The organism is Peribacillus sp. NPDC055009, assembly GCF_053608705.1.
On sequence record NZ_JBSGVZ010000022.1, the window covers coordinates 60,982 to 79,954 of the forward strand.

An 18,973-nucleotide genomic window follows, 5' to 3' on the forward strand; every position below is an offset into this window, starting at 1 on the left:
AAAAGCTCGACCCAAATGGCACATTATATGCCTTTTGGGTCAGCTCATTTTTTCATTATTTCATCAGCTTTGCTACTGGCTTCGAAAGAAGCAATAAAACAATACCTAAGCCAATTGTTACAAAACCAATTACACTGAAGATTTCCAGGTAACCTAAAGACTGCGTATATGCAGCTAATTGTCCGGCTACCATATTGGCTACCGCGGAGCTTGCCAGCCATACTCCCATTAGAAGAGAGGCAAGCTTGATTGGAGCAATTTTACTTACCATTGATAAACCAACTGGTGAAATCATTAATTCGGCTAATGTATGAAGGAAATACGTTACAATCATGAACAGGATGTTTACTTTCAGCGCTGTATCATTTCCTGTATACATAACAGCAGGAAGCAGTACTAAGAAACCTAAACCAACAGTGACTAAACCAAGAGCCATCTTCGTTGGGGTTTTTAAGTCACCTCGTTTTGAGCTGCCAAGCTTGTACCATAATGCAGACATAATTGGCGCTAAAATCACGATGAATAATGGGTTCAATGATTGGAACCAGGCAGTTGGAACCTCAAAACCAAATACATTCCGATCAATTTGGTCATTAGCATACAATGTCAATGAACTTCCTGCCTGCTCGAAAGCGGCCCAGAACGCAATAACGAATACTGCCAAAATAACGATAGCCGCTGTACGTTTTTGTTCTCTTTTCGTTAACGGTGCAGCTGACTTTTGACCAGCTGTAACTTCCGGTTTGCCAGTAGGTTCTTTACCGATATCGCCTAAATAGCGATTTCCTAATAAGTTGAAAACTAACTGCCCTACAATCATGCCAATTGCTGCTGTCAAGAACCCATATTTATAGCTCATCAGGCCAACTACTAATGGTGCGAAGAAAGCCCCAACATTAATACCCATATAGAAGATGGTGAAAGCTCCATCACGACGCGGATCGTTGTCTTCATAAAGATCACCAACAATTGTCGAGATGTTTGGCTTGAAGAAACCATTACCGATAATCAATAAACCAAGACCAATGTAAAGCGCTGTCAAACTCTGACTTGAGAATAGCGAAAAGTTACCAAGCGCCATTAAAATACCGCCAATCGTGATTGCCAATCTTCTGCCTATGAAACGGTCAGTCAAGTATCCGCCAATCATTGGCGTAATATAAACGGCACCAGTAAAGAATCCGTATATGCCCATAGCCGTAGATTTGTCGACTCCAAGCCCGCCATTTACAACAGTTGCTGTTAAGTAAAGAACAAGAATTGCTCTCATTCCGTAATAACTGAAGCGCTCCCATGCCTCAGTCGCGAACAGCATATACAGTCCTGGAGGATGCTTTTTCCTGGACTGGTTTGGCTGCTGAACATCATCTTTTAAAAGTGCTTGCATAATAAAGTCCCCCTAAATATGGTTAAATATTAAACCATCCACCAATCGTTACTTTCACAAAATAATTGCATGGTTTTTATTTTAATATATAAATTATTGATTCGTTCCACGTACACCTAATACGATGATGGCGACGCATGCCATCCAACCCACCGTCAGTAAGCGTTTACATTTCTAAACTTGACTCTGGTGCAAAAGAAATCAGATAGCAAAATCTAAATGAACATTAACTAATAAATTCATTCATTTTACTCGAAGACATTCAATGAAGACATTTGAATTTTAAAGAATATTTAGTGTTGTAAAATAATTTTATATTATCAGAAAATATAAAAATACAGAAAAAAAAGAAAAAAAGTCCTACTGCATTAGCGGCCTGTGCAGCAACGGAGACCCCCATTATAATAAAAAAAACTGCCTTGTTTTAAGGCAGTTTCAGACTGTTGACAAACTCGATTTTAATTAAGATTGCCTACATTATTTTTGAGGGAGTTTAAAATATGAACGTTGATTTCTCTCCAGGCACTCGCTTTCCGCGGGCGGTCCGAGAGCCTCCTCGGCGCTCTTGGCGCCTGTGGGGTCTCCCTTGGACGCGCTTTTCCCGCAGGAGTCTCGTACCTTCCGTTCCAATCAACTTTGTTTAAAAATTCAGATGAACCCCTTTTGTTTACAAACTCAAACTGCCTTGTTTTAAGGCAGTTTTTTAGTCAACAATCCATTGATATAAATTTTTCGGTCTTCCTATTTTTTGATAACTCACAATAGTTTCCACTTTTCCTTCATCAAGTAAATGCATAATATAGCGATAGACGGTCGGATAAGCCAAACCAACTTCTTTAGAAATTGTATCAACAGAAAAAGGTTCACGATTAGAATTCAGAAAACCACTAACGTGACAAAGTGTTTTCTTACTAATTCCCTTTGTTACAAATACATCCTTTTCTTCACTGGGCTTTTGCTGCGGAGCTGATTGAGTTAATTTTGCAAGGCGATTATGCAGTTGAATTCTTGAAATCAAATCAGGCGCTTTTACAGGCTTTAACGCAAAATCCGTTGCGCCTGCTTCAAGAAAGCGATCAGCAATTTCCTGTCGTTCATCGACTGTTAATACAAGAATCGGAACATCAGCATTAAGTTTACGAAGCTCACCCACTGTTTTTATTCCGTCCATTTCCGGCATATGATAATCAACTAAAACAACATCTGCTCCTTTTTCTGCAAACACATTTAACCCTTCTTTTCCGTTGTTAGCCGTATCTACATTCCAGCCGGCAAATTCACAAATTTCACTTAGCATATATTGAATTGATGCATCATCATCAATGACTAAAATGTTCATCTTGACACACTCCTCTCAGCTAGTTTAATCCAAATTATTGTCCCGTGCCCAAGCTTGCTGTCAATTTCTAAAGATGCACCATGTCCTTCAGCAACTTGTCGTACGAAAGCTAACCCCATCCCTGGATGCGATTTCGTACTAAACCCAGCTTTCCATATTTTCAGCTGCTCTTTAGGTGAAATCCCTTTCCCATTATCTGATACGCCCAACCAAAGTTCATTTTCATAGGTTTTCACCTTAAGCAAAATCTTGCCATCCTCTATTCCATTCACTGCATCGTAAGCATTGTCAATTAAATTCACTAATGCCCTCGTCATTCGGATTTTATTAATTAAAATTTTAATTTCAGGATCTGTTTGAAACTCTACCTTCAGATTAAGATTTGTCCCGCTCAGTCTGCTTGCTTCGACGTATTCAACTAAATCTTTTATACGGCACCAATGTTTTTTATCATCATATAAAATCTCGGAAATCATGTCGCTAACGGAATGAATCGATGATGAAACCTTTTGACAATATTCTTTAATTTTAGAATCGTCCACTTTCAAACTAATTAAAGAATTTAGCCCCTCAATTGCTGTGAGAGGTGTTTTTAAATCATGGACCAGATATAGTGCTTCTCGTCCTGATCTTGACTGCATTGCTTCCAACTGCGCATAATGAAGCTCTTGCTTTATCCGCCACTTTTGTTCAGCTAATGAAAAATACACAGCTAAAATAACAGCATTAATAACAAAAATTAAACACAAAGTTAAACTGTACAATGTTAATGATTGCTCAAATCCAATTTGAACCGCTATATCTTTTAATTCCTTTGAAATCGACCCTTGGCCAAATCCATATTTAGATAAAGAAGGAATCTCATTCAGCCATTCAATCCCAAAGATTAATTGGGAACAAATAATCGTTTTAATAATTGGCTTTAGCCTATCCTTTTCAAAGGCTTGCAATAATAAGATGGCTAACAACAATAACAATGCATATGCGCTAAATGAGTATGTTAAAGAATAATAAGCATTTATCACGATATAGTCGAGAGGAATAACAATAAGAGGAATGATAATTTTTAACCATGGACGGTTTAAACGATCACCAATTTCGTCTCCCAACAGGAGTGCACCAATATAATGAAACAAAGCTAAAACTGTATTTAAAGAAATTAACAAAAAAACGGCAAGCATTAACTTATTTCCTGTTTCTTCACCTTCTCTTAATGAAATAAGCAAATCAGTAAGACCAATTTCGTCAGGACCCAACCACGATAGTAAGAATACCCCGAATAAAATCACTCCGATTTTCATCCATATTGTCCAAGACTTCATAAGACTAGATATCATAATCATTTCACCTTTAATAGACTAATTGCCTATAGAATAGAATGATAACCATTCTTTCATTTCGTATTTATTTTAAATTTATGTATACCCTTGCATAATCTTATTATACGTAATTCATCATAATTATGAAATTTATAAAAAAATGGGTTTTGGGTGCAAAAATCCGAACAGCTTGCAAGTAATCTATAAATCTTGAACAAAGCATTATGTACTTGAACTGATTCTAACGTCATTTTTAACTGAGGTTTTATTTCATTCGCGGATGGCTAATATTCAATAGGTATGTCCCCGGTTAAACGACCTAAGTTATTCAAGAAAAGGGCGCGTTTCTGGGGCAAGAAATGCGCTCTTAGCAGCCCCGTGCCTTTTCATAAGGAAGGTTGAGGAAGGTGAACAAAAAAATAACAGGGAATAACAAAATGAATATTCTTATCCCAAGCCTTCTCGATTAAATAGAGGAGGGCTTTTTCGATGTCGCTGCGAAAACAAATATATAGTTAATTTGTAAGTGTCAAAAGGATGGTAAGATAATGCTATTGCTGATTTGCATGATCCCTTTTATGAAATAGATTTGCGTTGTGTACAATCTCTGTTATATAGTTCATGGTGATTTTTGCAGCCGTTTGAAAATCGTAGCTTTTGCGATTATTTAAGATATTTGTAAACATTCCCTGCCATACTAAAATGGTTAATTCATTAATTGCATCAACGTTTTCCTCTTTAATGTAGCCCTCTTTTAGTGCAATTTCTAAAAAGGATCGCCCTCTTTTTGACACATTACGTTCGAATAGGATAGTCTTTAATTCTTCAGGAATGTTAATCAAATCAGAAGGATAGATTTTATAATAGTCTTCGAGCAGCTTTTCCGGTTGATCAGCTAGGTCCATAATAAAAACCGCATGGAAAATTTGTGGTTGCTGAAAAGAGTGATTACAAAAGCATTCCCATGCTAATAAGTACTTTTCAATTGGATCTTTTCCTTTTTCAATATAAACAGCTACCTCATCTGTGTAGCATTTCAAGAATTTCATTGAAGCGAAAAAAATCAAATGGGAGACCTCAGAAAAATAGTTATAAATGGTTGCGCTATTATAGCCCGCTTTATCCGCAACTTTTCTTATTGTTACATTCTCTAAACCTTCTTCTTCGATAATTTCAGCTGTTGCATCCACAAAGTATTTCCACATGCGGCCCATTTGTATTTCTTTGTTTTTCATTTTCTATTCCCCTCACACTTTCAAAAAAAATATAGGTCCATTTCAATCACTGAACCCTATAAAACAAAGCTTTCTGTATTCTTATCTATATTTTATAGGGGCGTGCTAATCAATAAAGTGCTTATGGTTAAATTATACCAAACTATGGCATGGAAGCCGAAAGAACATTAGCCCACAATAAAAACGTATAAAAATAGAAAGCTGGCAAAAAACAAAACGTTTATCGCCAGCCTTTTTACATTTTTGGGGGTCTTTAAAAAACCTCATTATTCTATCACTCGGGAACCCTCTTGCCTTTTGCTAACTTGCTTTCATCTCTCTCTTCAGGAGCGAAATCTCTATTCGTTTTTCTTTCGTTACTCTTTGCCAAATTATAGCCGTAATCAACCCAACAATCGTCAACCCTAATAAAATTGTAAATAATACCTTATAACCGTCTGTACCACTCCAGTGGTCCAAACAAGCACCTGCAACAATTGGCATAAAGATTTCTCCGCTATACCCAATAATCATCAAGGGCATGGCAACTGTTCCTGTTGTTTCGACAGGATAGTCTCCTTCCACCAAAATAGCGAAGTGCGTTGCCTGTAATGCATACATTGATATATAAATAATCGCTATAAAAACTAACAGTAATAAGATGAAAGAAGGCTTTCCGGGTAATACGATGAGAGCAGCTAAACCGAGTGCCAGAACACAATAGCCAATTATGACCATATTCGAAATACCAATTCGATCCCCGATAATGCCAGAGCCAAAACTTCCGATTGGGCGACAATATTGTGAAAAGTAACCCAAAGCAGCGGCAATTATTGTTGAAGCACCAAAGGCGGCCGTTGCATAAGGCGTAATATAATAGAAACTATTAATCATCGCATAAGACGTTAAAATAAGAATGGCTGCCAACCAGGTTGTTGGCATTTTGAGAATCCTCAAAAGTATTGCCCAATCAAATTTTTTAACCTCCTTTTCTTTTATTTCATCACTACTGTTGTTACCATCAGGTTCCTTATAAAGTAACATAATCATAAACCCTAAAAGAATACACATCACGGAATAGAAAATAATCACAGAAGACAATGCCAGCTTGTCACTCAGCTGCTTTGCTAAAATGGCGAAGAGTCCTAATACCAAAGCAGATTCGATAACTTTGGCAGCACCGCGTCCGCCTTCAAAAAAGCCGAATGCTTTTCCTTGTTCATTTTCAGATGCTAACGAACGGACGGCTTTTATTAACGCTACCCAAAAGGTCATGATGGATGTTATTCCCCAAGCTGCATAAATTAGCAGCAACACAGGGTAAGGGGGATACAATAGTAAAGCAAAGCCTAGAATCCCTGTCGCAAATAAGGATATGGACAACAAGTGCTTCGTTCTCCATCGATCTGCCACATACCCTCCAAAGATATAGGAAATCAAACAGCAAACTCCATATGCACTGCCAAGCGTACCCATTTGTGTATTGGTTAAGTGAAAGGCATTTAAGAATACATCATAATAATAGTTTCGAAAATAAGGCAATGTATAAATCATTTCACCTGCAATGATTAATATAACTAGAGTAGGTATATTTTTCCTTAGTTTACCTTTCATCTCTTTTCTCTCCAATCCCTGGCTTTTTAAAGTCCTAAACGCTCAATCTTTTGATCCCAATTCTTATGAAATGCCGGTCGGCCGTTTTCTTTAACATCCATTTCCCCAACAATCATAAAGCTTTCTGCATCAGAAGTTTGCGTAACGGTAATGTCAGCGTCAATCCACCAACCCTCACGGCCAATCCTCATTTTTTGATAAATTGTATATTTCGCGGAAAGAGGATTAGCATTACATAATGTCAACTCTCGTCTCAAATTGTGTTCAACCGTAACATCGATGTCATCAAAGCGATAGACCCCTTCACCAAATACCCCTCCAACACCATCGGTTATGCAGGTCCATGTATCCGTTAAAATATCGTATGTAATGGAACGATCGACTCTTCCCTCTGAAAGTATAGTCGTCGGAGTTAATGGGGCGCTTTGAGGACTCATATTCGGTCCAGATACCCGGCTTCCTTTAAAGATTGGTAATGAAAACTTTGCGGTTTCAAGATTCAGAGTAAGTGTTGCATCCTCAGGCATCGGCCAAAACATTGGCCAAAAAGTTGTTGCAATGGACAAACGTATTCGGTGCCCGGCTTTAAATTTATGCCCGCAACAGTCTAAATTAACAAATGCATTTACCTTTTCACCCGGAGTTAACAAGTCTACTTGATCATGTCCATTTAAATGGGTTAAATTCATTACTCCGTAAGAAACACGGGTAACGGCCCCATCTGGTGCCACATCTGATAGTTGTGCGAAGAGCATTGCCTTTGGTCTGTCACTTGTCATTTGTACTTCAAATCTTGGATAACCAACTATTTCTAATGGGTCTTCTAAGACATCCCCTTCAAATACCATCGCCATACCATCATCCAATCGTTGGTCTGACGGACTTTCACCCGGTACTCCGGCACCCATCCATTCACCCGATAAAAGGCCGTGATTTAAAGGTGTTTTTAATAACACCCGCTCTTCTGTTTCATCTCTTTCTTCTAGCAATTTACCATGAGTCAATTGATAAGTTTGCGTTAGAACTTCATTTGATGGCCAGGAATCGAGTCCAATCCACTCTCCCTTACTTACTGGTTTAACGGAAGAAGGAGGCATACTTTCCTCAAGCCATACATTCACCATCGGTCCATCCATCGCATCGTTCTCTTTGCCTTTTAGCCAATGGTCCCACCATTTAACAGCTTCTTGCAAAAAGCCCATTGCTGGTCCTGGAACTCCATCATGAGGGTATACGTGTGCCCAAGGACCAATAATCCCCTTTCTGGGAACTGAAAGCCCTTTCATTAAACTTAATACGGTATTCGTATAAGAATCTTCCCAACCATCGATGGCTAGAACTGGCACTTCAATGTCATCGTAATTTTCACAAACTGATCCATGCCTCCAATAAGCATCTCTCGTTTGGTGCTCCATCCATTGCGCCATCCATAAAGGCATTTCCTCTAATCTTTCCAGCCATTTTTCACGCCAGCTATCCCCAACAATATGAGGGTCAAGCGGACGCACCTGATAGGCTAGCATAATGGCCCCCCACCAGAAATTATCATTTAAGAGGCAGCCGCCTTTATAGTGGATATCATTGTTATACCGGTCATCAGTAAACCCGAGTGTAATAATTGCTTTTAAATTTTTGGGTCTTCTGGCTGCAACTTGAAGGGAATTAAAGCCCCCCCATGATTTACCCATCATACCGATATTTCCATCACACCAATTTTGCTTTGAGATCCAATCAATAACTTCCAGAGCATCATCTTGTTCTTGCTTTAAGTATTCATCCCTTAGCAGACCATCTGATTCTCCCGAACCCCTCATATCCACTCTGACAACTGCATAACCTTGCCCGGCAAAATAACCATGCATCGGTTCATCTCTTGCCCTTGTACCGTCTGTTTTTCTGTAAGGAATGTACTCCAAAATGGCAGGTACTTTTTGCCCTTCCCTAACTTCAGGCAACCAGATACGACTTGAAAGTCTAGTTCCATCCTTTAAAACAATCCAAGTGTTTTCAATGGTTTGAAACGCATAAGGAAAATTAGTGATAATTTCTTTTTCTTTATATTCTGTTGACATTTTCCATCCTCCTCTTAGTCATTTTTCATCCGCCGTAAAGTGGTCAATATCATTTTTTCAACTCAATTTAAGCACTTTCTAAAAATTTTTAATCGAAATTACAAAACAATCAAAGTAATTTTATAATCATGATTATATTTGTGAAATTAGTATATCACCCGAATATGTGTTAAACAACTTAAAATTTCCAGAATTTTATATTGAATTATACTTTACAAAAAAAGAAAAGGCCTCCCCCAGTAATCTGTAGGAGGCCTTCAACCTTAAAGATATTCACATTTTAGGTGTGCAATCATTCTGAATCGTCGTTAAACCCTCTATATTCCAAGGGTTCTAGACGATGATTACATCATGCCGCCCAACTAAGAAGTGTTTTTCCCCTTATGGGTTAGCAAAACCTCTGTATCAACTTGGGTTTTAAGAATGGAGATTGTATACGTTGGAATGAAAAATAAAAATTGGGTTAGCAAAAAAGTTAGGGGACTTGAACCCAAATATTTAGAGATTGAGATTACTGAAAGTATGACTTTGGATGTTGAATCCGCTATTTCAACACTGATTGAGCTTAAAAAAATTGGTGTTATGATTAGTATCGATGATTTTGGAACGGGATATAGTTCGCTTAATTAGCTTAAACGATTCCCAGTTGATAAGCCTGAAAATTGATCAATCCTTTATGTCTGAAGGTACTCATGACTTAAATGATCAAACCATCATCAAGACTATTATTCTAATGGCACAGTTATTAAAACTTCAAGTCATCGCTGAGGGCGTTGAAACAAACGATCAAGTAACCTTTCTGCTTCGACATGGGTGTGTCGAAGTTTTTTTACCATTGTCCATATCCACTTCGGATCAATTTCATATAATTATTAGAGTACTAATATTAAATGGAGTTGAGGGATCTGAATGAGTATGAATGTTCTAGTGATTGCCGCTCATCCCGATGATGAAATTCTTGGAAGCGGCGGAACGATAAAGAAATTAATTAATCATGGCTATAAGGTAATCACAGTGATTGCCGCCAAGGGACGTAAGGAAGAGGAGCAGCACATTCAGCCATTAATGCAGCAAGCTAACAAACACTTAGGGGTAGACGAGGTCCTATTTTTGGAATTCCCCAATCTATTGTTGGAAACAATTCCTCTTCACAAAATCGCCAAAGCGATTGAAGCTCTATTGGATAAGCATAAACCTTCTATAATTTTCACTCATCATTATGGAGATACAAACAAAGACCATCAAATTTTGTTTCAAGCAGTCATCACAGCAGCCCGGCCGTTGCCTGGAAAACAACCGATTGAGATCCTTTGTTTTGAAACGGTTTCTTCCAGTGAATGGAGCCAGCATACGAATGATAAGGAATTCAAACCCAATTATTTTGTGGATATTACAGATACCATCGATGACAAGCTACAATCTCTTCACCATTATGATATAGAAATGAGACCATTCCCTCATCCACGTTCATATGACGGAGTGAAATATTTAGCGCGGGTCAGGGGAATGACGGTTGGGGTCGAATTCGCAGAAGCTTTTGAAATCATAAGGAGGGTGTGGAAGTGACAGGAAAACATCAAAAGGACCAGCATTTTGTGCCGACTCTTTTTCCTTACCTAATCTCAGCTATGGATCAATATTATGAGATTAATGAAATATTTGAAGAAGAACAAGTGGTAGAAAGGCAGCAAATCCATTCAGCAGAAATTCAAAACAAAAAAATGAAAATATTAATCACAACGTTTTGGGAGTATCCAAGTATCGGTGGACTGCAAAACTATATCACATCACTTAAAAACGGTTTGGAAAAATTAGGTCATAGTGTCCATGTAATAGCACCAAATCATTTTCCATCTAAAGAAATGGAGGTATTACGAACTAGATATTCTGAGGAATTTACACATTTTTTTATCAATCGGTATGGCAGCTGTAATGGAAAAATTCTACACAACATTAGCAAACTATATAGTTACTATACGATGTTAAAGGATATTGACCTGGAGCAATATGATATTATCCACGCACAAGATCGATATACAGCTAATGTAATAGGGATACTAAACCGATCCCTTCAAAAACCTCTTCTTTTTACACCTCATGGATTTATGACCCACAACAGATTAAAGTTTAACTTGATGGAAAAAGGGTCGGTTGAGGAAATCTATTTTTCGTCCATTGACAGACAAGCCATTAAAAATGCTAATCAATTAATCATCGTTTGTGATGTCTTTCGCCCAATTCTAATAAATTTAGGTGCGGAGGAATCTAAAATGACCACTGTTTATACTGGAATTGATTTTGGTGGATGGAATATTCAGAAGAAAAGGAAAAAAAGCCAACCTAACATGGTGATAACTTGTGTCGCACGCCTTCGACCACGTAAAGGTCATATGTACCTATTTGAAGCCCTTGCGCTTATTAAAGACAAGCTGAGAGATGTAGAAGTCAGGATAGTAGGCGATGGTGAGATGAGAAAGCAGCTCGAGAAGCAGGTTAATGAGTTGGAATTGAAAAACGTTTCCTTTTTAGGCAGCAGAGAAGACATACCTAAATTGCTAAGTGAATCAGACATATTTATTCTGCCAACCACAAGCGATACGCTGCCAATCTCAATTATTGAGGCAATGTTTACCAAACAAGCAATTCTTACTACCAATTGTGGCGGAATCCCGGAAATTATTAAAAATAATTATTCAGGATTTATTGTTGAACCAGCTAACCCAAAGAAGCTTGCAAAAAAGTTATCGCTCTTATTACAAAAAAAATCAATTAGAAAAGAATTAGCACGCAATGCACAGGCATTTGCACTAAAACATTTAACCACTAGTAACATGGTCAAAAAGATTGAAGAAATCTATCAATCATTATTTTGAAGGAGGAAAGAGCATGCTACATGATGTTCCAGCCGTTGTTCTTGATCTAAGTGCAACCGGTATAGGGATTGTGAGGAGTTTAGCGAAAGAAGGGATAAAGGTATATGCGTTTGATACGAGCGGAAAATATGAAATCGGTAAAACTTGGTTTGCCACTTGCGGAATTTGTCCGAATCCAGTTAGTGAGGGACCAGCATTAATACTATTTCTTACTAGACTGTCGCAAAAGTTTGGACAAAAGCCAGTCCTGTATGCGGGTTCTGATGACTTTGTTCAGTTTATTTCAAAAAACAGATTTGTCCTTTCACACTACTATCGGTTTCTATTACCTAATCTCACACTAGTAGAAGCTGTATTAGATAAAAGATTAACGTATGAATTGGCCATGAAATCAAATGTGCCATGCCCCAAAACTTACGCTATAAATAATGAAGAACAATTTGAGCAAATTATCAATCAAATTACCTTCCCTTGTATATTAAAACCAGTTTATTCTTCTCATTTCCGCTCAAATATCGATCATCGTCTTTATAAGAAAGCCATTGTAGTAGAACGTCCTTCCCAATTGAGAGAAGAATACCTTTTTTATCGCCCATACGGTGAACTAATGATCCAGGAAGTCATTCCTGGTGCGGAGGATTGTATTTATTCCGTCAAGACTTTTTTTGACGAACAAATGAATTTAATTGGCTTGTGGATGAACCAAAAATTACATCAATTTCCCCCTCATTTTGGATCCACTGCTCTTGCCCTAAGTGTTAGGGATGAAGAAGTCATTCAACTTGCTACTACCTTTCTAAAAGATATTCAATTCAAAGGCTTGGCTATTGCCGAATTTAAACGGGATCCAAGAGATGGGAAACTGAAATTTATCGAAATCAATTCAAGAATAGGTTTAACTCAAGCATTATCGATTGCTTGTGGGGTTAATTTGGCTTACTTGTATTATTTATCCCTTACCGGGCAAAATCCATCACCAGTGACAGAGCAGAAAGAAGGGGTCAAATGGGTTTACTTCGTCCGTGATTTTCTTTCCTTTCGCCAAAAACAAAAAAATGGGGAAATGAGGTTCGTTGAGTGGATAAAGAGCTTATATGGAAAAAAGGTTGAGGCTCTCTTTGCTTGGAATGACCCTCTTCCATTTGTTCGGAGTTTTGTTTCCCATTTGCGAAATTTATGGGGGAGACAGTAAAAATGATAAAAGAGGGAGGGAACTTTCTATTTGAATAGTATAGAAGAAATTCTTAGCCGTTGGAAACAATTTGATTGGGAAAAAAAGCTTAAAAATGTCCTTGGTAAAAAAGTGAAATTAGTGGAAGAAAGAATAGAATGCCTCAAAAATTCACGTGAAAAGACAAGTATTTGGAAGTTGGTTCTAACTGATGGCACGGAGTTCATTCCCATTGTGCTTAAAATATACAAACTGCCACTGAAAGAAAATCATAGGTTGGAAATTAATATGTATCAAAAAGCTTATAACATTTATCACGAGATTATGCCGCGTTTGTATTGGCTTGAACCGAATGTAAATGGGAATGAAACATGGATGTTTACCGAATGTTTGAAGCCGTTACGAGGACAAATAAAATTAGCTCCAAATCATTTGGAACGAATTATCCCCACGGTGGCAAAGTTTCATGCCAAAACCTTTGATAATCAATTTGTGAGGCATGCAGATCTTTTCGACGCCTCTCTTCCCCATTTTGATTCTGAGGAGAAGGTAAAGGAAAGGACTAAAGGGGTCAAAAAAGCAATGGAAAACCTAGATTTGGCAATGAAAGATCCTAACTTAAAAGAATTGGTGGAACCAAGGTATAAAATTATCAAAAGAATATTAAAAAAAGGTCCGGTTTTTTTCCCCGAAATTACTGAATCTGGCCAGTGTCTGATCCATGGCGACCTCCATGTCCACAATATTTGCTGTGAAAATGCGAATGATGATGAGGAGAACTGGAAAGTCTCTTTGATTGATTGGGAGTCAGCGAAGCATTATCCTTGCTGGTATGATTTGGTCGTTCTAGTCGAATTATTAATAGATTTTCGCTGGGATTGGCAACAAAGGGAAGAGGAGATTCGAAGTCAATGTGTGCAAATTTATTGCCAAGAAATGCTAAAATATGGGATAACCTTCAGTGAGGATCCACTGAATCTTCTTAAAAAGGCGTATTTACAAAGAACCCTAGAAAAAAAGCTTTCTAGCCATTTGCAAAAGGTGTTGGATGGAGGAAAAAGCACTCTTCTCAAGAGATACCTTGAAAAAATTGAGGTTTGGGGAAAAGAACTTGGGTTATATTAGTGCATCGCACGAATTCATAATACTATAAAGGAGTTTTATGCATGCAAAATATTATACGGTCTTCTCATATATATAGAAATGATAGTTGTGAATCCGGATGAAAGGTACTCGTTACAGGCGGAGCTGGATTTATTGGTTCACATGTTGTCGATTTATTAATTCAATCAGGTTATGAACCGCTAGTAGTGGATAATTTACGTTCAGGTAAACGAGAAAATGTGCCTTCTCACGTTTGTTTCATTGACCTGGACATTTCTTCACCACAAATAGAAGATGTTTTTGCTCGAGAAAAACCGGATGTAGTGATCCATTTAGCGGCACAAGTGGATGTTGCCTACTCGATACAAAATCCAGTTGAGGATGCTAATCAAAATATTCTTGGAACGATTCGTTTGCTTGAATGCTGCAAAAAGTACGATGTGAAAAAATTCATACTTTCCTCATCTTGTGCAGTATACGGAGAAAAAGACGATTGTAGTATAATGGAAACATTTCCTATTCAACCTCAATCCTATTATGGTATTAGAAATGTATATTCAAATATTTAACATACTTCATAACGTACCTTTTACCATTCTAAGATATGCCAATGTTTATGGTCCCCGCCAAACTTCAAAAGGAGAAGGGGGAGTGATTTCTATTTTTTAAGAAAATCCTTAATGGAGAATCCCCCATTTTTTTTGGAGATAGAGAGCAGACAAGGGATTTTGTGTATGTGAAAGATGTTGCTTTGGCCAACGTGCTGGCCATTGAAAAAGGAACAAATGAAATCTTCAATATTGGTTGTGATTCGAAGATAAGTATTAATGAACTTTATCAGATGATTACATCACTTACCTCTATAAATATTCACTCCCTCTCCATGCCCGAACGTAAGGGAGATATTCGCTATAGCCGATTAGATAATACCAAAGCTTCTTATCTTTTGGGCTGGAATCCGGCTTATGATTTGAAAGCTGGATTAAATGAAACTTTAAAGTATTATAAAGGTTTTTAAAATTATAGGCGCATTTGAAGAAATATCGAAAAAAAGGAGATCAGAAATGAATGATTTTGAAAAAATAGCAGCCATGAAAAAAGGCGTTGTAACCGTTCAAGACCTGAGTGGTTACACAATGCTTGGAAAGGGGGCAGATGGATCCGTCTTTCAATTGCCCCCTCAGAAGTGCGTCAAAATTTTTGTTAATGAAGACACACAAAAAAAGGAATTAAATGCACTGCAAAAAGGACAATCGTCTCCAATTATTCCTAAATTATATGAATATGGTTCTAACTATATAGTGATGGAGTTTGTGAAAGGTTATAATCTTAAGCATTATTTAAAAAAAGAGAAAAAACTCTCAGAGGCAATTGTGGGGAAAATATTATCGATGCTCGATGAAATGAAAACTGTGGGTTTTACGAGACTAGATATTGAAGTTCGCCACATTTTTTTCAATGAACTAGGGGAAATAAAAATAATTGACCTTAAGAGGGCATTTAATACGGTCAGATCTGTCCCTACTAAATTGTTGACTGATTTAAAAAAGATTGGATTTTTGGAAGAGTTTTTGGAACATGTGAAAAAGCTTCGCCCATCCTTATATAAGGAATGGAAAAACTTAGTGACTGATAAATAATAAGCATGCCTCAAGCCTTCAAAATCAAGGGCATTTACAACAACCTGATCCACTTCGGAAACCTTCATGATTTTTTTCTTTATCTCTTCACTCGATTCTGTTGTTACCATGGTGACTGTAAATTGCTGATCGAACTGCTCTTCTTCCAAAAGTTCTACGGGTGGTTGCGTCTTGATTACTTCACCTGACTTGTCAAGCACCTCAAATACCATAAACACCCTTGCCGCTTTTAATAGACAGCCCTCACGCAACCCTATCGAAATTTCGAAGCTGTTGAAGCCTTGATCTTTGGACTGCTGAAGTACTGTCCATTCAAATTCATCGTACTCTCCCGCAGTCATTTCCTCATTTTTCAAGAGCGACAGAAGCTGCAACCTGTGCAATTGAGGAAGACACGGGGGACTTCCCTTTTTCAATCAATTCAAATTTAGGACAAAAAAGGAAGCACAACTAGCAGCGAACAAACTTGAAGAATCAATTTTAAACGGTGGAGTAATTCGGGAGTCAAACATCACTTTCGAAACTTTTGGCAAATGAATGGCTAGAATACTATGGAACTCAAGTAAAAGTGAGTAGTGTTAGAGCCCTTAGGATAGCTATGAAGCACCTTGTATCATCATGGGGACACCTTCCGCTACGTAAGATTACAAAGCATATGCATCAATCCCGTATCAACAATCTAAGTAAGGAATTTAGCCAAAACTATATTGACAGTATCCATACGACGGGAAATATGTTCTTCAAGCATGCTATCAGGCAAGACTTGATAAAGACAAATCCAACCTATGGTTTTGTCATGCCAAAGAAGCATGTGACTGTTGAGGATATCGAGGAAGATGAGGTTAAGGAAAAATTTCTTGAGTTAAATGAACTGAAAACCTTTCTACGTATCACAAAAGAACAAGGATTAAATCTAGACTATCTATGTTTTGCTACTTTAGCATATACCGGTATGCGCTTAGGCGAAATGTTAGCATTAAAATGGACAGACCTGGACCTTACTAAGAAAACAATAAGAATCACCAAGACATACTATAATCCAAATAACAGAAGTACAGGTTATCAACTTCTAACCCCAAAAACAAAAAAGTCAATCCGGACAATCATGATTGACGATGGACTTGTCGCCTTATTCAAAGCACACAAGCGTGAGCAGATGGAATTAAAAATGAAACAACGGTTAGTATATGAGGACCAAGATTTCATTTTTGCAGAAAACATCGGTCATCCGAGGGTTATGAAGCAAATGGTATTGCGTTTACAGCGTTTAATGAAGCATATGGATGTAGACAAGCATATTACACCCCATAGCTTTAGACATACTCATACATCCCTTCTCATTGAAGCTGGGGCAGGCGTAAAAGAGATTCAAGAAAGATTAGGGCATTCAGACATCAACACGACGATGAATATTTACGCTCATATGACAAAAAATATCGAAGAAAAGACCTCCCATAAGTTCAGTGAACTTACGAAAGGTCTTCTCTAATTGGTGAAGTAAATTTGTTTCAAAAACTGAAAGTTAGCAAAAAGTTAGCATTTCACTAATCTCCACCTTACAAACCCCTATATACCAAGGGTTCTAGGCGATGATTACATCATGCCGCCCATTCCGCCCATTCCGCCCATGTCAGGCATGCCCATTCCGCCAGCACCAGCAGGTTCTGGTTTGTCAGCAACAACAGCTTCTGTTGTTAAGAACATAGCTGCTACAGAACCAGCGTTTTGTAGAGCTGAACGAGTTACTTTAGTAGGATCGACGATACCGGATTCGATCATGTTCACCCATTGTCCAGTAGCTGCGTTGAAGCCAGTGCCTACTGCTTCGCCTTTAAGGCGCTCTACGATTACAGAGCCTTCAAGTCCAGCATTGTGAGCGATTTGACGAACAGGCTCTTCGATGGCACGAAGAACGATTTTCACGCCTGTTGCTACGTCGCCTTCAGCTTGAATTTCAGCGATTTTATTGTATACGTTAAGAAGTGCTGTACCACCACCGGCTACGATACCTTCTTCAACAGCGGCACGAGTGGAGTTCAATGCATCTTCAATACGAAGTTTACGTTCTTTTAATTCTGTTTCAGTAGCTGCACCGACTTTAATTACCGCTACGCCACCAGCTAATTTAGCAAGGCGTTCTTGTAATTTTTCACGGTCGAATTCAGAAGTTGTTTCTTCTAATTGAACACGGATTTGGTTTACACGAGCTTGAATTTGAGCTGTATCTCCAGCTCCTTCAACGATCGTTGTATTTTCTTTTGTAACAACCACTTTAGACGCACGGCCTAATGAATCGATTGTTGCAGATTTAAGGTCAAGACCGATTTCTTCAGTGATTACTTCGCCGCCTGTAAGAGCTGCGATGTCTTCAAGCATTGCTTTACGACGGTCACCGAATCCAGGAGCTTTAACCGCAACAGCGTTGAATGTTCCACGAAGTTTGTTCACAACAAGAGTTGCAAGCGCTTCGCCTTCTACATCTTCAGCAATTAATAATAGCGGTTTACCTTGTTGTACAACTTGCTCAAGTACAGGAAGGATTTCTTGGATATTCGTGATTTTTTTATCTGTGATCAAGATATATGGATTTTCTAGTACAGCTTCCATTTTATCTGAATCAGTAACCATGTATGGAGATGCATATCCGCGATCGAACTGCATACCTTCTACTACGTCCAATTCAGTTGTGAAACCTTTAGACTCTTCGATTGTGATGACGCCGTCGTTACCAACGCGCTCCATTGCTTCCGCAATCAGTTGGCCGACTTCTTCATCAGCTGAAGAGATGGCAGCAACTTGTGCGATAGATTCTTTGTTTTCAACAGGTTGGGAAATGGCTTTCAATTCTGCGATTGCAGTATTGACCGCTTTCTCGATTCCTTTACGGATACCCATTGGGTTAGCACCAGCTGTTACGTTTTTAAGACCTTCGCGGATCATCGCTTGTGCAAGAACCGTTGCAGTCGTTGTACCGTCACCAGCTACGTCGTTTGTTTTGCTTGCTACTTCAGCAACCAATTTCGCACCCATGTTTTCGAATGCATCTTCCAATTCGATTTCTTTAGCGATCGTCACACCGTCATTAGTGATAAGCGGTGAACCGAATTTTTTCTCAAGAACCACGTTACGACCTTTTGGTCCAAGCGTTACTTTAACTGCATCTGCAAGTGCGTCCACACCACGAAGCATGGAGCGGCGAGCTTCTTCACTAAATTTAATTTCTTTAGCCATTTATAAGTA

General features: G+C 38.3%; 17 protein-coding genes and 1 pseudogene. 10 read left to right on the forward strand and 8 right to left on the reverse strand.

The window, feature by feature from the left end; all coding sequences use genetic code 11:
- Positions 1-55 precede the first annotated feature (55 nt).
- The 6 genes from ACWF5P_RS23505 to ACWF5P_RS23530 all read right to left on the reverse strand — a co-directional run bounded on the left by ACWF5P_RS23505 (position 56) and on the right by ACWF5P_RS23530 (position 8,945).
- Positions 56-1,387, reverse strand: coding sequence for a peptide MFS transporter (locus ACWF5P_RS23505; protein ID WP_101225624.1), 1,332 nt, complete (start codon positions 1,385-1,387; stop codon positions 56-58).
- A 703-nt stretch (positions 1,388-2,090) separates the two neighbouring features.
- Positions 2,091-2,726: a response regulator gene (locus ACWF5P_RS23510; RefSeq protein ID WP_434168328.1), complete on the reverse strand. Its 636-nt coding sequence runs from the start codon at positions 2,724-2,726 to the stop codon at positions 2,091-2,093.
- On the reverse strand, positions 2,723-4,063 hold the full coding sequence (locus ACWF5P_RS23515; protein WP_101225622.1) for a sensor histidine kinase: 1,341 nt from the start codon (positions 4,061-4,063) through the stop codon (positions 2,723-2,725). The genes ACWF5P_RS23510 and ACWF5P_RS23515 overlap by 4 nt, the downstream gene beginning before the upstream one ends.
- A gap of 533 nt (positions 4,064-4,596) precedes the next feature.
- Positions 4,597-5,280, reverse strand: a complete 684-nt coding sequence (locus ACWF5P_RS23520) for a TetR family transcriptional regulator (protein WP_452445363.1) — start codon at positions 5,278-5,280, stop codon at positions 4,597-4,599.
- A gap of 300 nt (positions 5,281-5,580) precedes the next feature.
- Entirely contained in the window at positions 5,581-6,873 is a 1,293-nt protein-coding gene (locus ACWF5P_RS23525; protein WP_434168325.1) for an MFS transporter, read from the reverse strand.
- A gap of 26 nt (positions 6,874-6,899) precedes the next feature.
- Positions 6,900-8,945: a CocE/NonD family hydrolase gene (locus ACWF5P_RS23530; protein ID WP_452445364.1), complete on the reverse strand. Its 2,046-nt coding sequence runs from the start codon at positions 8,943-8,945 to the stop codon at positions 6,900-6,902.
- 423 nt (positions 8,946-9,368) lie between these two features.
- Between ACWF5P_RS23530 and ACWF5P_RS23535 the strand changes: the two genes are divergently transcribed.
- From ACWF5P_RS23535 to ACWF5P_RS23575, 9 genes are all read left to right on the forward strand, one after another.
- The gene (locus ACWF5P_RS23535; protein WP_434168322.1) at positions 9,369-9,575 is read left to right on the forward strand and encodes an EAL domain-containing protein; all 207 of its coding nucleotides are present in this window, start codon (positions 9,369-9,371) and stop codon (positions 9,573-9,575) included.
- A 46-nt stretch (positions 9,576-9,621) separates the two neighbouring features.
- Complete coding sequence (locus ACWF5P_RS23540) at positions 9,622-9,858, forward strand: hypothetical protein (RefSeq protein WP_434168320.1); 237 nt, start codon at positions 9,622-9,624, stop codon at positions 9,856-9,858.
- Positions 9,855-10,511: a PIG-L deacetylase family protein gene (locus ACWF5P_RS23545; protein WP_101225611.1), complete on the forward strand. Its 657-nt coding sequence runs from the start codon at positions 9,855-9,857 to the stop codon at positions 10,509-10,511. Before ACWF5P_RS23540 ends, ACWF5P_RS23545 begins: the two co-directional genes overlap by 4 nt.
- Positions 10,508-11,818, forward strand: coding sequence for a glycosyltransferase family 4 protein (locus ACWF5P_RS23550; protein WP_452445365.1), 1,311 nt, complete (start codon positions 10,508-10,510; stop codon positions 11,816-11,818). Before ACWF5P_RS23545 ends, ACWF5P_RS23550 begins: the two co-directional genes overlap by 4 nt.
- Positions 11,819-11,831: 13 nt before the next feature.
- Positions 11,832-13,010 (forward strand): carboxylate--amine ligase, encoded by a 1,179-nt coding sequence (locus tag ACWF5P_RS23555; protein WP_101225610.1) that lies wholly within the window; start codon positions 11,832-11,834, stop codon positions 13,008-13,010.
- A 30-nt stretch (positions 13,011-13,040) separates the two neighbouring features.
- Positions 13,041-14,114, forward strand: a complete 1,074-nt coding sequence (locus ACWF5P_RS23560) for a phosphotransferase (RefSeq protein WP_434168316.1) — start codon at positions 13,041-13,043, stop codon at positions 14,112-14,114.
- 158 nt (positions 14,115-14,272) lie between these two features.
- On the forward strand, positions 14,273-14,662 hold the full coding sequence (locus ACWF5P_RS23565; protein ID WP_452445369.1) for an NAD-dependent epimerase/dehydratase family protein: 390 nt from the start codon (positions 14,273-14,275) through the stop codon (positions 14,660-14,662).
- Positions 14,663-14,787: 125 nt separating this feature from the next.
- A complete protein-coding gene (locus ACWF5P_RS23570) occupies positions 14,788-15,111 on the forward strand; it encodes a GDP-mannose 4,6-dehydratase (protein ID WP_452445370.1) in 324 nt (107 codons plus the stop codon).
- Positions 15,112-15,157: 46 nt separating this feature from the next.
- Positions 15,158-15,733: an RIO1 family regulatory kinase/ATPase domain-containing protein gene (locus tag ACWF5P_RS23575; protein ID WP_434168314.1), complete on the forward strand. Its 576-nt coding sequence runs from the start codon at positions 15,158-15,160 to the stop codon at positions 15,731-15,733.
- Between the two features lie 92 nt (positions 15,734-15,825).
- On the opposite strand, the pseudogene ACWF5P_RS23580 reads toward ACWF5P_RS23575, so the two are convergent.
- A pseudogene (locus ACWF5P_RS23580) lies at positions 15,826-16,074 on the reverse strand (chemotaxis protein CheA); the annotation flags it as partial.
- Positions 16,075-16,388: 314 nt separating this feature from the next.
- Between ACWF5P_RS23580 and ACWF5P_RS23585 the strand changes: the two are divergent.
- Entirely contained in the window at positions 16,389-17,222 is an 834-nt protein-coding gene (locus tag ACWF5P_RS23585) for a tyrosine-type recombinase/integrase (RefSeq protein WP_452445366.1), read from the forward strand.
- Positions 17,223-17,326: 104 nt separating this feature from the next.
- Here the strand turns inward: ACWF5P_RS23585 and groL are convergent, their stop codons facing one another.
- Positions 17,327-18,964 carry a chaperonin GroEL gene (groL, locus tag ACWF5P_RS23590; RefSeq protein WP_101225605.1) on the reverse strand — a complete coding sequence of 546 codons (1,638 nt, stop codon included), beginning with the start codon at positions 18,962-18,964 and terminating at the stop codon, positions 17,327-17,329.
- Positions 18,965-18,973 lie beyond the last annotated feature (9 nt).